We start from the raw sequence: 15,464 nt of genomic DNA on the forward strand, positions 1-15,464 counted from the left end.
CCTAGTTTTGATTCATGTAGTCATCATAATATTTCTGCATGATTTCCAAGTTCTGCTTCAGGCCTGCTTTCTCGCTCTCCTTGATGTACGCGTCCCATTCGGCTTCCACGCCGCCCTTGGTCACCCATTTGGCAAAGCTGGATTCCGCCAGATTCATCACGTTGGTGTTGTTCAGGCTCATGGCGTTATTGTCCATGGTGGAATATTTAATAAACATGCCGGGGAACACGTCCTTGTCGGGATCCACGTCTTCTAAAGCAGCCTCTAGCGGCTCCGATTGTCCCAGCACCTCCTGCATATCGGTGCCGAGCGTCAGCTTCAAGGAATCGGGAATATAAAATGCGCCGTTGTCCGCCATCGTTGAGGTCCATTTCCATGTGCCCGGATCCATCTTGGCATCGGCAGGAGGCAAAACGGCATATGTACCGTCTCCGTTATCTTTAATATTCGGACCGATGGATCCGAACAACACTTGCATACCCACCTCGGGAGCATAGAGCTCGTTGATGAATTTCATGGCCGCTTCCTTGTTCTTGGTCTTGGCGGACATCACGATATGGTTGGTTCCATAGTTCAGGGAGTAATGATCATAACTCCAGGACAGCTTCCCAGCATAATCTGCCGACACCTTCATCGGCGGCATGGAAGCATACTGCGGTGCCAGCTGTTCGCCGAAACGGTCGGAAGCCACCCATCCCCAAGTGAAGCCGACCTTGGCTGTGTCCCCTTCGCCGCGCGCAATGGATTGATATTTCGTATAATCATGGGTGAACACTTCCGGGTTAATCAGCCCGGCCTTGTACAGCTTGTTCAGGAACATGACCATCGTTTTGTACCGGTCATCGGTGAGGAAGTTCTTCACCTGTCCGTCCTCCACGAAATAACCCTGCCCGCTGCCGTCTGTCAGCGTGATGCCCATGCTGCCCAAGAGGACCGCAGGGTTAAAATATCCGCCGATGCCTCCCGGCCAATCCATCGGAATCTCGTCATTGGGATCGCCATTGCCGTTGGCATCCTTCTCTTTGAAGGCCACGAGCACTTCATACAGCTCATCCCATGTCGTCGGCATGCTCAGGCCGAGGTGATCCAGCCACTGCTGGTTAATGAATTGCCTGCTGGCGGAAGCCGGCCAGAACCGCTGGTATTTCGGAAGACCGTATATTTTGCCGTCCGACTGCGTTGCAATCACTTTGGTATCCGGTTTTTCATTAAACATGTTCTGTACGTTGGGTGCTTGATCAAGCATGCCGGACAGATCCTGGAAGAGCCCCTGGAACTGTGCAAAGTCGGCATCCGTAATGACGTTCGGCCCGATAAACAGATCGGGAATATCTCCGCTAGCCAGCATCGTCCCTTTCTTCTGTCCCCAGTCTGCGGTAATCTCCTGCCATTCGATGTCCACGCCCGCCGTTTCCTCAACCTTCTGCAGCCATTCCATTTCGGCCAGCGGCTTCGTGAGCGGGTGCTTGGTAATGATGGCGGTGAGCTTTACTTTGCTGCCGGTTTGCTCTCCGGGCGTCTCGGCCGATTCGTTCTGGTCGCCTCCTGCCCCGCTGCAGCCTGTTAACAACATGGCCGTGATGGCGACGAGCGAGATGAAAACGTTTACCCTTTTCTTCATTCCATTACCTCCTGGTTTGGTTTGTTGGTCTGGTCCATAGGAAATGCAGCCATGTCTTGGCCTTGCCTTGGGACACATATCACTCTAAACGGAGGGGAAGAGCCCCGTAAACGAACAGTTTTTTAAGCATCCTCATTTTTTGAAAGCGCTTATAATCAATCGATTGAAAGCGTATCCAGTTTGGCCCGCTGAAGGTAATTCAAATATTGTATATGTTCAAAAATTGAAGCTGCTTTGCTTAAAAAAGCGCCGGCACAGAAGCTTATAAAGAAAAAAGTTTATAAAAGACCGCTGTAAAGCTGCCTTAGTCGGCATCAGCGGTCTTCGTTTTATGCTTTATGTGTATTCCGATATTGTCCGGGTGTCGTGCCCACCATCTTTTTGAAGGAACGGATAAAACTCGAGGTGTTGGTGTACCCGACCTGTTGGGAGATGGCTTCAAGGGTCTCCTCGCTGTTCCGCAGAAGCTGAATGGATTTCTGGATGCGAAGCTGATCGATATACTCTTTGAAATTTTGCCCCATCGTTTTTTTGAAGTGATGGCTGAAGTTAGAGACCGACATATCAAAATAATCGGCCATCATCTGCAGCGAGCAGTTCGGATCCATTCCTTTCTCCGCAATGAGGGACAGAATCTCTTCCTGCGATGCCGAACGGGACACGGGGAGCGTTTCGCTGATCATGTCGCACAGCTTGGCACAACTCTCCCTGATAATTCCGATCATCTGCTCCAGCGTATAACGGTGGTTAAATGCCGCCTCGGTTAGCCGAAGCAGGCTCTGATCGTCATGACGGAACCGCTGGAGGCCGTTGAAGATGACGGTAACCGTATTGAGGTACACGCTCCGTATCATATGCGGCGGCAGGCTGTCATTGCTTAAATAACCGATCAATCGCTCCGCCAAAGAGGCCAGCATGGCCGCATCGTTCTTGAGGATCGCAAGTTCGAGGGATTGCAGGATTTCGGCAAAATAGGATACGGCTCCGGTTTGGGGGACCTCGAGGTTGTCAAAAATCAGCACGGTCGCTGTCTTCCGGATGCGCAGAAACTCCGCCGTGCGGAGCGCCTGCAGGTAGGAGAGATGGAGGTCCACCGGCAATTGAGCTGCGCTAGGCTTGCCAATCCCAATCACCGTTCGCCGGCCCGTATACTCCAATATTTCATCTTGCATCCGTTCCAGACAGGATTTGAGGGGGAAATTCTCCTCATGGGAGCACACCAGAATCAATTCCTGTTGATAGATGCTTTTAAAGAAATAGCCTTGGACATCATCCGGCAGCCGTCCTTCATAGTTCCGGCAGTAATCCAGTATCTTCTCTATCCCTTCTCCATCCGCTTCGCAGCATAGTACGGCAACCGTGAAGTAATCATGATGAAACCGGATACCGACCTTTCCTGCTTCCCGTTCAAAATCATCCCAGGCTGCAATATGCCCGCTCACCAGCTCAAACAGCAGGTTATCCCGCATAATCGGCAAAGATCCCTTCATATGCTCGTCCAGCTTGCTGTTGGCCAGCGAAAGCTCCTCCAACGTATATTTGATCGTATCGATTTCATTCATGTGTTTCCGCTCCCGCGGTTCAAAAACTTGAACGGCGAGATCAACCAAACGGCGGATCGGCTGGTAGTTCTTCCGGATGGATACGTAGATGATGAACATTTCAAGCAGCAGAATCAGCCCGACCAGGATGGCCGTATTCAGCTGAATCGTCCGAATGCCCTGCAGGGACTCAGTTACCGGCAGCAGACTCACATATTTCCAGCCATTCTTATCCGAAACGGAGAACGACACCAGATAGTCCGTTCCGCTGATTTGGTAAATGCCCGAAGAGGATGCTGACTCTTCCCCTATGCCGTGCACAAGATTCCTGAAATCATCGGAGGATTGGTATGACGTATCATTGGAGGATACCAATCGCCTTCCCTGGCCGTCAAACACATAAAAATCACCGCTATAGGTTTCCGAAACGGACTTCATCATCCGGACAATCGTATCCTCCCTGACCATGATCATGACGGCTCCGGGAGAATTCGAGCCTCCTACCGGCAGCGGCTGTACGAAGGTCAGCATTCTGACCCGGTTATTGCCGGGCACAACCACATTCTCCACAGGCCTGACGATAGGAGAATTAAGATCATTCAGGGTCTGGATCATATCTTCATGCGCCCAGTTTTCATAATAGTAACCGACGCCCGGAATGGAAAGGTCGTCCAGACTGTATGCGCTTCCAGTTTTGGAAAACAAATAACCGATGTTCTTCACATACAGCAAGGTGTTGTAAATAAACGCATCGGTTGCATTGTATTTTTTCATCTCATTGGCAATAAGCACCCGCTGGTAGTCGCTTTCCTCCGCCTTATACATCTTGAATTCCCGGTTCTGCACCAGTTCAAACGGCAGATTGTACACATACCTTGTAAACGTATCCATCGATGTCATGAACTGCTCCGTAATATGCGCATTCCAGTCCATTTCCTTCTCTTTCACCACTTCTGCCGAATACGGATAGTAATAACACAGGATGACAATCACGGGAAACATCAGCACAAGCAAATAGGAAATCAACAATTTTGTCAGCAGGTTAATCTTATGGATTCGCAAGCGGCGACCACCTCCCTGTCCTTCATACCCAATCTGAAAATGTTATCTATAAGAATACGTAATTTTCAAAAAAAAGAAAACTCATTTCCTGTTATAAACCTTGGGAAATGAGTTTTCTGATATGTGTACTATTTTTGTGGCAGCAGTCAAGAGGATTGCTCCACGCCCCATTTTTCGGCCCACTTCTCCATCTCCTGCAAAGAATCCAGGAAGTCCAGCCCTTTCTCGGTCAATGAATACTCCACGGAGACCGGAACGGTAGGGAATACCTCGCGTCTTACGATCCCGCTGCCTTCCAAATGCCGGAGCACATCCGTTAAGGATTGCGTCTTGATGATGGCTGCATCCCGATGAAGCTGATTAAACCGTTTCGGTCCTTGAGCTAATTGCGCGATGACGAGAAACGCCCATTTGGCTCCAAGAATTTGCAGCACCGAGCAGATATGATTGAACGCTGGCTTTTCCTGAAAGTCTTCTCTTATCGGTTCCACTGCCTCACCCCACCACTAACTAATCGTAAGTTAGTCAAAATGATTGGATAATATCCAAATACTTTGCCTTCTTACATAATATATGCGCGCTACTTATAATACAAACACAAAGAGATTTCAAGTTATACCAACCCGCTTGCAACATGTGCTAGCCATGATCGCAGAGGGTATTGATCTCCTATCGAGAGGATGAATTAGATATGAATCGATTTACGATATATTTATTGGCGCTTGGGGTTTTTCTTACCGCCACCTCGGAACTGGTCGTCTCGGGTATTCTGTATGCGATCGCTGACGACCTTCATATTTCCTTGGCCTTTGCCGGCCAGCTGATTACCGCTTTCTCGCTGGCTTTTGCGATCGGGACACCGTTTCTGGTCTCGCTGACCGCTCGGATGAACCGTAAAAAAGTACTGCTCGGCTCGCTTCTGCTGTTCATTGCCGGCAGTCTGGTTTCCTATTTCAGCACCGAGGTATGGATGCTCATGGCCTCCCGTGTCATCCTTGGTGTTAGCTCAGGCGTCTATCTCGTTGCCGCAATGGGGACCGCAGCCAAAATGGTGTCCCCGGATAAGTTGGGCCGTGCCATCGGCACCATCGTGCTGGGTTTCAGCAGCGCCATGGTGCTGGGCGTTCCGATTGGAATATGGATCACAAATCTGCTGAACTGGCAATCCATCTTTTTGCTGCTGGCTCTGCTCAGTCTGGTGGTCGCCTTTGTCCTGATTAGACTCCTGCCGGATGTTGAAGGGGACGCACCTATTCCCTTTCACCAGCAATTCAAAGTGCTGGGGAGCGTGGTCATCGTGAGCGCACTGCTGCTCACGTTCTTCCGGGAATCGGGTAACTCGGTACTGTTCACGTATGTTACGCCATTTATCCAGGATATTTTCCATATGGGGCCGTCAGGCATCAGCATCATTATGCTCGGCTTTGGACTCTTTGGAGCAATTGGCTCCAGGCTCGGCGGATATGGGGTCGACCGGTTTGGGCCTGCGAAAGTGATTACCCTCAGCACGCTCATTCATATCGCGGTATTCGCGCTTCTTCCGCTGCTCGCCGGCCAATCGTTCATAGGGCTCGTGCTGATGGGAATCATGGTGCTGTCCATGTTTGCGGCGGGTCCGGCCGTTCAGAGTTATTTTATCCAGCAGGCTCCGGGCTCTTCCAATCTGATTCTCAGCCTAAACACCTCCATTGTGCATCTCGGGTTAGCCGCAGGCGCGGGTGCAGGAGGCTTCATGGTGAATACAACGTCCACGCTTCAATATCATCCATGGCTCGGTGGATTTGTGCTCGCGCTCGGCCTGGTTGCAGGACTGGTCAGCTTCTCGGCTGGTCGGAAGTCCCCGATTTCCATACCGAAATCGGCCTGACCTCGCCTGCCCACCATAGGATTTAAGCGCAAGCCGCCCTGCCAGCGGGCGGCTTGCATCTGCTGATTCATAAAATGGGCTCACGGATGTTTGCCCATGGGCATAACGTGTGTTATGGGTCAACGCCTATTACATTATGAAGGGCAGGAATCAATAGTGGCGGTCTCTTATATGGATTTCACTTCTCCCTCCGTTCGGTATACTTACGATATGAGCAATAACCCTTTTTTCAAAAAAGATAGTCAGAATTACATTAATTCTCTCTCCGTAAAAGAATTAAACACGCTTGGCAACGCTTCCCTGCTGGATATATATCTCAGTACCGGAAACGTAGTGGAGCCGCATATCCATCAGAATGCAACGGAGCTGGTCTATGTCGTTTCCGGCTCAGCCATCGTCTCCCTTATCAATCCGTTTACGAAGGAGCTGCTGAACTTCACGGTAACGCCGGGTCAGGTTGCGCTTGTGCCCCAAGGCTGGTGGCATTATGAAATGGCGACGGTTGACAACACGCACCTGATCGCGGTCTTTGACGCGCCGGTGCCTGAATTCATTGGAGGTTCGGATCTTTTGAGATTGACGCCGGCCAGCGTGTTCGCTCACACCTACTGCCTAGATGAAGCCAAAGTCAAAGAGACCTTGGCGCCGATCACCGACACGGTTGTCATCGGGCCGCCCAAAAACTGCCGGCAGCAAGGGCAAGTGCAAGGACAGATGAAACATCAGCCTCATGCGTCTCATCATAATCAGCACTATTATCATCAAGAAGGCACTGTGAACCGTGATTATGAGCTGCTACAACAACAGCAGCAGCAATTCCAGCAACAGCAGCAGCAGCAGTTGTTCCAGCAGCAGTTCCAGGCTCAGGATCAACCGCAGCATGGAACGTATGCTGCTGAACCACAGCGACTACCAACTCAAGAACAAGTGCAGTTCCGTTCGCAGCAGCAATTACAAGAACAACAGCGTCAGCAGTTCATTCAACAACAGCAGCAGTTGCCATTCCTGCAGCGCCAGCTCATTGGAAATGGCTGGGATCAATTCTGATCAACCCTCTGGTGATGAGTCCTCCATAGAAATACGCAGCATCACGATTCAACAGCGATGCTGCGTATTTCTTGTTTATATGGAAGTATATTATTTAGGAAGACCGGATGCTCCCGTTATTTTCATCTTCCGGCACGTAATGTTCTCAGGCCGCATAACCGATATGGACCACTGTATACCCGAGGTCAGATTAATCAGACTTAAATAATATCCGTGTCCTGCGCCGGTATCGATACCCAGCTTACCGTCGCCATACCAGAGCTCCTCTGGCGGTACACCCAACCGAAACGTAGAAGTATGACCAAACACAATCATCTTATCCAACCATCGGGGGGACAGAAGAAACGGCTCGCGAATTTCCGTTAATTCTTCCGGGCTCTGAGCATGAAGCGGAATTCCGGGCCGAATGCCTGCATGCACAAACAAGAATTGATTATACTCGGTCCATAGCGGCATTGTTGTTATGAACTGCTGATACTTCTTGAGCCTGGGAGCCGCAAGCCCTGCTTGTTCCGGTCGGTGATGCAGCCATTTGCGTTCGTTATTACCCTGCAGCGCAATAGCACCGGAATCTCGCAGTTCCTCCACATAATCCAGTGTCCCTGCTGAATCCGGTCCCTTATTTACATAATCCCCAAGCAAGAACAAGCGGTCCACCTCCGGATCATAATGTACATGCCGCAGGAGAGTTTCAAGCAGATAACCGTAACCATGGACATCCGAAACCGCGTACACCTCGCTCATGGGGCTAACATACTGCTGTCTGCATAGATCATGGTTTGATCCGGAGACAGTCGTATCAACAATTCGCTTCCGGCATCCACGCTGCAATCATGGAATAAATGAATGGGCTGCTGATCTGCCGTTTCCACAATGACTCTCCATCTTGTTCCTTCGTATACCGTCTGCACCACCGTCACCTTCAGCAGGCTCCCTTCCTGCGAAGCTTCGCCGCGCCAAATCCGGATGGATTCAGGATGGACCATCATCACGGCCCTGCCGTCTCCCTTATCCACGCCGATGCGGAGCCCGGCTATCGGACTCCCGGCAAGCATGGCCATAGGCTGTCCATCCTGGGTCAGTTTGGCTTCCAGCTGATTATGGTAGCCCATGAGCTGCGCAACCCAAGGGCTTGCCGGTCTCTCAAACAACACCCTCGGCTCTCCGAATTGGTCAATTCCTCCATCCCGTAAAATCAGGATTCGATCAGCGACCGTAAATGCCTCCATACGATCATGCGTCACATACAGGGTAGCGATGGATAATTCGCCGAGCAATCTGGCTAATTCACCGCGCATATCCGTTCTAAGTTTGACATCCAGATTAGACAACGGTTCATCCATTAATATCAGCTTTGGCTCTGTTGCCAACGCTCTCGCTATGCCTACTCGCTGCTGCTGACCACCAGACAGTTGGGCCGGCAGGCGGTCCAATAAGCCTTCCAGCTTCAGAAGCGACTGGAGTCGATCTAATGTATTCGCTCTGTCTTTAGTGTCTAACTTTCGGCGTTTCATCCCATACTCCATATTTTGCTTCACCGTCATATGCGGCCAAAGGGCATAATCTTGAAACACCATATTAATGGGCCGGTTCTCCGGGGGAATATAGTGTCTCCCCCGTTCAACGGTGACCCCCGCCATCTCTACCTCGCCTGAATCTATGCCCTGCAGTCCGGCAACCATCTGCAGCAGCGTCGATTTTCCGCAGCCGGATGGACCGAGAATGCAAATGCGCTCCCCTTCCCTCACTTCAAACGTGATCGGCTTCAAGACTTGCTGCGAGCCGAATGACTTCGATACGCCCTTTACCTTTAAGATCATTCCACTCTCCATCCTTTCTAAGTTGGATCACGTCTATCGATACCCATTGCCGTCTACCGCATTCTATTGCCATCCAGCCATCGAAATACAAGACGTCCCGCAGCTTGAAGCAGTACGATGATGAGCACCACGGTGCCGCAGCTTACAACGGTAGCAGCCGTAGCATAGCCGTAGCGCGAGAATTCAAAAGCTCTGTCGATAACCAGTGGCATCAGTGAATAATTAGCCGGTTTCAGCATCGAGGCCAGGGCCAAATCAAACACGCTGGTTCCAAACGAAGCCAGGATCGCGATAAGCAAAGACTGACGCACCATGGGCAGTACGATATCCCGCATCCGTTCGAATATGCTCGCCCCTTGGATAGCGGCTGCCTTCAGCATCGTGCCGGACAAATTGCCGAACGCTCCAAGCTGGACCCTGACTGCGTAGGGGATGGCACCGGCTATACCCGCAATCACGAGCAGCGAGGGGGTTCCGTATAAATGGAGTCCTAAAGGCTCCAGCCATTTCTGATTCCATATGAAAATATAGCCAATCCCGAGCACAACGCCGGGGACCGCGAGGGATATGATGGAGAACAGCTGAAGCATGGGCTTTAGCCTAGACTCCGTGAAGGTCAGCATGTAGGCAACAACAAACCCGATCAGCATGCTAAACAATGCGGCTGCGGCTGCAATTGCGAGTGAATGATACATTCCTTCCAGATAACCGAGCAGCCGGTGATCCCCAGCCTGTCCTGCAAATAATTCACGATAATGATCCAGCGTGAAATTGCCCGGATTCAGGCCTCCGCCTGCCTGTTTCAGCAGAGATACCGCTGCACTCGTCCCAATCGGAATCCCGAGACTCAGGAAAAGAAAAACCGTAATGGACAGATTGTACATCCAGGCAAACCGCGGTTTAACCTTCTCCATTTTGACTGCTCTCGCATTCAGAAAGTCGAATCTGGATTTACGGAGGGTCACCATCAGCAAAGTCATCGCCAGCACCAGGATCAATACCAGGTAGAATGCCAGCACTCCCGCCATATCAAAACGTACAGGTGACTGGTAAATGGCCGAGTAAATGGAGTAGGTCAGCGTCGGGAATTTATACACAGTTGCCAATGCGGCAGGCAGCCCGAAATCGCCGATCGAATCCATAAAGACCAGGGTCCAGCCCGCAACATAAGAAGGGAGTGCCAGTGGCAATTCGACGGTTCTCCATACGGTGAAAGGCCTCGCGCCGTTCAGCCTGGCTGCATAACCGAACTGCCTTATATTCCACTCCGAAGCTGCCATAATAGCCAAGTAAGCTAACGGGAATTTGCTTAGGGACATGACAAACACAAGTCCGGCAGGCTGAAATATAAATGAGGTGACCCATGTCAGCCCCAGCCACTGATGAACCAGTCCATCCGCACTGGCAAACAATACCCAGCCCTGTGCAATCATGAACGATGGCGCGATCAGCAGAACCCACGCCGTCATATCCAGCAATCTTGCTGTTGCAAAGTTCCATCTTGCCCGGATGGTAGCAAGTACGCCTCCAAGGATCGTACCGAACGTAGCCGTCCCCAGCGCTAATGTGACTGAATTCAGGAGGGATTGTTTCCACAGAGGTCGATGAAATATGTCTCCGATCAAGCCCAAGCTGCTGGACTGGATCTGACCGAAAAAGAGTCCAGGGAAAATCACGTTGATTAGCACGGCAAGCAGCGGCAGAAAAATAAAAACAAACAGGAGGAGGGTTACCCCGCCTCCATAGCGAGCTTCCGAAGTATTCATGTTATGTGCCTACCTTACGTTTTGATCCGCAAACCAAGTCTTGATCTCAACCTCATGCTCTGAGGCCCACTTCGCAGAAGGCAGCATAAAGGCTCCGTTCGGTTCACGTTCACTTCGCGTTGACACACCTTCAGCGAGCGGCGTAAAGAAGCTGTCCGTTGAATCCTGATTCGTTAACATCTGCTGTGTCTCGGGTTTTAGCATATATTCCACAAACGCCTTGGCCGCTGCCGGGTTCTTGGTATGTTTGCTGATCGTTACAACACGCAAGCTGCCTGGCGCACCCTCGCGCGGCCATATCACCTCAATAGGCTCACCTGCAAGCTTCAGTTCATAAGCATTGTGCTCCTGGAGTGCCGCAACCTCGATTTCTCCGCTTAACAATGCTTTTCCGACCGGACCATTCTTGGGGTAGACATGCAGCTCCTTCTTAAAACGCTGCTCATATTTCTGCTCTGCCGCTTCGACACCCCATTGCTCAAAAAAAGCAGATACAAGCGGATAGGCAGGCGCTGCTACGGCCGGATCTGCATGACCCACAGGGCCGTCATAGGCAAAAAATTGCTCCCAGGTCGTCGGTGCCTTCTCCGGCGTTACCAGCGTTGTGTTATAAGCGATGACCCCGGCCGCATGAATGCCGACAGGAAAGTATGAAAAATCTTTGGGCACATAACTCCTTCCGTTTTCGGACAGATTCCCCAGATTCTCAGGCTCCCAGTCAGTCATCAGGAAATCGCGATCTGCCAAATTGCGCACCGAGCCGTGCCCATCCATCATCAGGACGTCCCACTGCGGGTTACCCTGCTCGGCTTCTATTTTGGCCAATGCTTCTCCCCCGCCGTAATGCACGGCTTCTATCTTGAAGCCTGTCTCTTCCATAAACTTCGGAGCAATGAAATCTACAAAATCATTTCCGTATAAGTAGATCGTTTCTCCGGTATCCTCTGCGTCGTCGCTGTTCAAGGATACGTCCGACTGTCCGGCGGTACTTCCGCTTCCGCTGGTAATAGGTCCGGTCGTTTCCTGAGATCGAACCGTTTGCTGTCCATCCGATTGCGCGCAAGCCGACAACATCATCATCAACGCAGTTAATGCAATGAATATCCCATGTTTAAAGCCTCTTTTTTGGTTCATGTCACCCTCCTGTTTCTGATTTCCTTCTTGGTTCCATTTCAGCATAACGCGCCAGATTCAATTAAAAATTATCGCTGCGTTAACAAAGAGTTAAATAATATCTATCAAATGTTAGATAAGATTAAGAGTATCAATGATGAAATGGAAAGAGAGGATAGCAACATGAACTTACAGCAATTAAAAGTATTTGTGCTTGCCGTGGAGCTGAGGAAGCTGTACCTTGTGGCTCAAAAGCTGGGCATTACCCAGCCAACCGTCACCTTCCATTTAAACAAGCTGCAGGAAGAGCTTGGCCTTGCCCTGTTTCACACCAAGTCCTACCATGTCATCAAGCTTACGGAAGCCGGTCAAGCCTTTTATCATTACGCATCGCAGATCCATTCCCTGTCTGAGGAAGCTTCATCAACCATGGATGTATTCCGCGGAACCGCTGCAGGAGTACTCGCCATTGGCAGCACCCATACTCCCGCTACGTACCTGTTACCGCCGTTTCTGCAACAGTTGAAACTTAATTATCCGGGATTGTCCATCCAGTTGGATGTCCGACCGGCAGCCTATATTATCGAGAAAGTCAAAAAATACGAGCTCGATGTAGGCATCATATCGAACACGCAAGTAGATGAGCCGGAATTTATCGTACAGCCGCTGATCCATGATGATCTGGTGCTTATATTTGCCCCGGATCATCCCTTTGCCAGCATAAGAGATTTAATTCCGAGCGATCTGGTCGAACATCCCTTTGTTTCGCATGAACCAGGCTCCATCAGCAGACAGCTTATTGACCGCTGGGCTGACAAACATCATATCCACCTTCAAATATCATTGGAAATCTCGGGAACCGAAGCACTGAAAGCAGCCGTTCGGCACCGTCTGGGGTATGGCATGATCGCAGAAGCTGCCATACAAGAAGAACTGGCAGAGGGGAAACTCCAATCACGACCTATTCCGTCCTGGCTGCCCGAGCGCCGGATTTATGCCGTTCGCCACCGCAATAAGCTGATCAGTCCCGCGCTGCGGATGTTCTGGAGAAACCTTTTGGACAATTTTGCATCATAACAGCCGGAAGAGAGTCATGACACGATTCAAGATTAATCCCGCTATATTTCGTATTCTTCGAAAAACGGTTAGAATAGTAAGGTACGGCATCTATCGAATGCCAATGTATATTGAAGGAGGATCCCTATATCATGAGCGTTGATTATAAAGCGTATTTCGCTGAACACCGCGAAACCCATCTGAATGAGTTGAAGGAATGGTTGTCCATTCCGAGCATTTCGGCCCTGTCCGAGCATAAAGGCGATGTGGCAAAGGCTGCCGAGTGGCTCGCAGGCAAGCTGACCGAAGCGGGACTTGAGCATGTGGAAGTTCATCAAACGGCAGGACACCCTATTATTACGGCAGACTATTTGCATGCCGAAGGCAAACCGACCGTGCTCGTCTACGGCCACTATGACGTACAGCCTGTAGATCCGCTTCATCTGTGGGAAACGCCGCCCTTTGAGCCGGCTATCCGCAACGGTAAATTGTATGCACGCGGAGCAACGGATGACAAAGGCCAGCTGTTCCTGCATGTCAAAGCCGTTGAAGCCATTTTGAAGCAAGAGAAAGAGCTTCCGGTCAACATCAAGTTCTGCATTGAAGGCGAAGAAGAGGTGTCCAGCCCGAACCTCCCGCTCTACCTTGACAACCATAAGGACAAGCTGGCTGCTGACGCCATCGTGATCTCGGATACGTCCCTGCTCGCACCTGGCAAACCGGCCATTTCTACAGGCCTTCGCGGATTGTGCTCCCTGGAGTTGTCTCTGGAAACAGCTAATACCGACCTTCATTCCGGTACATATGGCGGCGGAGTACCCAACGCCCTGCATGCCCTCGTCTCCCTGCTCTCCTCGCTTCATGACGAGCAAGGCCGCGTCGCCGTAAAAGGCTTCTATGACGGCGTGCTCGAGCTGTCGCCTGAAATGCGCGAGGAATTTGCCAAGCAGGAATTCGACGAGGATAAGCTGAAGCAGGATCTCGGCCTCGATTCCCTGTACGGTGAGGAAGGGTTCTCCTTCGTTGAACGCGTGGGAGCGCGTCCGACCCTTGAGCTGAACGGCGTATATGGAGGGTTCCAAGGAGAAGGCAGCAAGACGGTCATTCCGAGGGAGGCCCATGCCAAAATTACGTGCCGTCTGGTAGCAGACCAGGATCCGCAAGCGGTGCTTGACGCGATTGAAGCCCACTTGCATGCCCACACTCCCGTCGGATCGAAGATTACCTTTAAGCCGAAGGAAAAAGCATTCGCCTTTAACATCGATCCATCCCATCCGATGCTGCAAAAAGCCGCGGACGCGTTCGAGCATGTCTACGGCACGCGTGCCCTCTTTACGAAGGATGGCGGGTCCATCCCGATCGTGGAGAAGCTGTCCAGCACGCTCGATGCACCTGCCGTCATGATGGGCTTTGGCTTGCCGGACGAGAATCTGCATGCTCCGAACGAGCATTTTAATTTGGAGAATTTCGATCAAGGCTTGCTGACGATCGTAGAGTATTTGAAGCTCGTGTAACTTTTGACACCCAGCACAGTCCGTAGAGTAAAAGTAATATTCTAAAAAAAGAACGCGTATGGCGGGAGAACCGACTCCCTGCCAATACGCGTTCTTTGGTTTGTATGAAAAACCCCTTATTACGCCATTCATAAGCTTATCCTTGGGGGCGGCGGCTTGATGACCGAAGAAAATGGCCATGTTGGCCTGCGGCTTTGATTAATCGAATAAATCAGCCATGGGGCGTGTCCTTACAAACAAACATCTGCTGTGAACATCGCGGATTTTGGGGTCGCGGGTCCTCCCAGGGGGTGTGCCCCTATGCGGGCCCCAAACTTGTGGCTAGATACCCAAGCAAACAGCTGCATCCCCAAACATACGGCTGTGATCCCCAAACAAACAGCTGCCATCCCAAACATACGGCTGCCATTCCCAACATACGGCTGCATCCCCAAACATACCGCTGCCATTCCCAAACATACGCCTGCCATCCCAAACATACAGCTGTCATCTCCAAACATACCGCTGCATCCCCAACCTTACAGCTGCCATCCCCAACATACAGCTGCATCCCCAAACAAACAGCTGCGAACGGACCACAGATCTGTTATTTGCCACGATTTAGGCCAATCTCATATGGTAACGGACACCCAGTCCGCTATTCAACCTTTTCGCTGCGGAAAAACGGACTTTTTAAGCATATAACGAACCTCATGTCCGCTAGAATCGAAGTTTAGCTCTTATCGGATCAAATAACGTCCGCTGAGTCCGGTGAATCCGAAATTACATTTGACACGCTGTCCACTCCCCCTTCTCTCTCGTTAATGTCAGCAGCTCATTATTCACTTCGTTTTGTATATCCCGTTCTTGCGAGCTAAGATTCTCCAAATAACGATTAGCCTCATTCATCATTGCTCTAAGCCCCTCCATTTATGGAATCAGCAGTAATCTTATCACCGTGATCGTCCTATGGTTCAGCATTGGCCTTTCTTCTTCCACAAACTATGTTGTTGCGCTAGCAGCGCATATGCATTCATAGCGATGGGGATGTTAATAAAAGTGCATATCGGGTATTAAC

The 15,464-nt window shown here is 50.8% G+C and carries 12 protein-coding genes; 4 read left to right on the forward strand and 8 right to left on the reverse strand.

Translation table 11 applies throughout. The annotated features are described in order from the left end of the window. Window position 1: 1 nt before the first annotated feature. The 3 genes from OHJ21_RS16130 to OHJ21_RS16140 all read right to left on the reverse strand — a co-directional run bounded on the left by OHJ21_RS16130 (window position 2) and on the right by OHJ21_RS16140 (window position 4,715). Window positions 2-1,621: an ABC transporter substrate-binding protein gene (locus OHJ21_RS16130; protein ID WP_100538596.1), complete on the reverse strand. Its 1,620-nt coding sequence runs from the start codon at window positions 1,619-1,621 to the stop codon at window positions 2-4. Window positions 1,622-1,950: 329 nt separating this feature from the next. Next, complete coding sequence (locus tag OHJ21_RS16135) at window positions 1,951-4,224, reverse strand: helix-turn-helix domain-containing protein (RefSeq protein WP_100538597.1); 2,274 nt, start codon at window positions 4,222-4,224, stop codon at window positions 1,951-1,953. 146 nt (window positions 4,225-4,370) lie between these two features. Beyond that, window positions 4,371-4,715: a winged helix-turn-helix transcriptional regulator gene (locus OHJ21_RS16140; RefSeq protein ID WP_100538598.1), complete on the reverse strand. Its 345-nt coding sequence runs from the start codon at window positions 4,713-4,715 to the stop codon at window positions 4,371-4,373. Between the two features lie 200 nt (window positions 4,716-4,915). On the opposite strand from OHJ21_RS16140, the gene OHJ21_RS16145 reads away from it, so the two are divergent. Next, entirely contained in the window at window positions 4,916-6,091 is a 1,176-nt protein-coding gene (locus tag OHJ21_RS16145; protein ID WP_100538599.1) for an MFS transporter, read from the forward strand. Window positions 6,092-6,247: 156 nt separating this feature from the next. Next, complete coding sequence (locus tag OHJ21_RS16150; RefSeq protein ID WP_394054332.1) at window positions 6,248-7,138, forward strand: cupin domain-containing protein; 891 nt, start codon at window positions 6,248-6,250, stop codon at window positions 7,136-7,138. Between the two features lie 90 nt (window positions 7,139-7,228). On the opposite strand, the gene OHJ21_RS16155 is transcribed toward OHJ21_RS16150, so the two are convergent. From OHJ21_RS16155 to OHJ21_RS16170, 4 genes are read right to left on the reverse strand one after another with little or no spacing between them, the layout of a single operon-like run. After that, entirely contained in the window at window positions 7,229-7,882 is a 654-nt protein-coding gene (locus OHJ21_RS16155) for a metallophosphoesterase (protein ID WP_100538601.1), read from the reverse strand. Then, complete coding sequence (locus OHJ21_RS16160) at window positions 7,879-8,958, reverse strand: ABC transporter ATP-binding protein (RefSeq protein WP_100538602.1); 1,080 nt, start codon at window positions 8,956-8,958, stop codon at window positions 7,879-7,881. Before OHJ21_RS16160 ends, OHJ21_RS16155 begins: the two co-directional genes overlap by 4 nt. 53 nt (window positions 8,959-9,011) lie before the next feature. After that, window positions 9,012-10,724, reverse strand: coding sequence for an ABC transporter permease (locus OHJ21_RS16165; protein ID WP_100538603.1), 1,713 nt, complete (start codon window positions 10,722-10,724; stop codon window positions 9,012-9,014). Between the two features lie 9 nt (window positions 10,725-10,733). Beyond that, window positions 10,734-11,858 (reverse strand): extracellular solute-binding protein, encoded by a 1,125-nt coding sequence (locus OHJ21_RS16170; protein ID WP_100538604.1) that lies wholly within the window; start codon window positions 11,856-11,858, stop codon window positions 10,734-10,736. 162 nt (window positions 11,859-12,020) lie between these two features. Here OHJ21_RS16170 and OHJ21_RS16175 point away from each other — a divergent pair, with 162 nt between their 5' ends. Next, entirely contained in the window at window positions 12,021-12,914 is an 894-nt protein-coding gene (locus OHJ21_RS16175) for a LysR family transcriptional regulator (protein ID WP_486020534.1), read from the forward strand. Window positions 12,915-13,045: 131 nt separating this feature from the next. Continuing rightward, on the forward strand, window positions 13,046-14,407 hold the full coding sequence (locus OHJ21_RS16180; RefSeq protein WP_100538605.1) for a dipeptidase: 1,362 nt from the start codon (window positions 13,046-13,048) through the stop codon (window positions 14,405-14,407). Between the two features lie 762 nt (window positions 14,408-15,169). Here the strand turns inward: OHJ21_RS16180 and OHJ21_RS16185 are convergent. Next, window positions 15,170-15,298 carry a hypothetical protein gene (locus OHJ21_RS16185; protein ID WP_279300458.1) on the reverse strand — a complete coding sequence of 43 codons (129 nt, stop codon included), beginning with the start codon at window positions 15,296-15,298 and terminating at the stop codon, window positions 15,170-15,172. Between the last annotated feature and the right edge of the window lie 166 nt (window positions 15,299-15,464).

The sequence above is a fragment of the Virgibacillus sp. LDC1 genome (assembly GCF_025792345.1).
Classification (GTDB): domain Bacteria; phylum Bacillota; class Bacilli; order Paenibacillales; family Paenibacillaceae; genus Paenibacillus_AQ; species Paenibacillus_AQ lautus.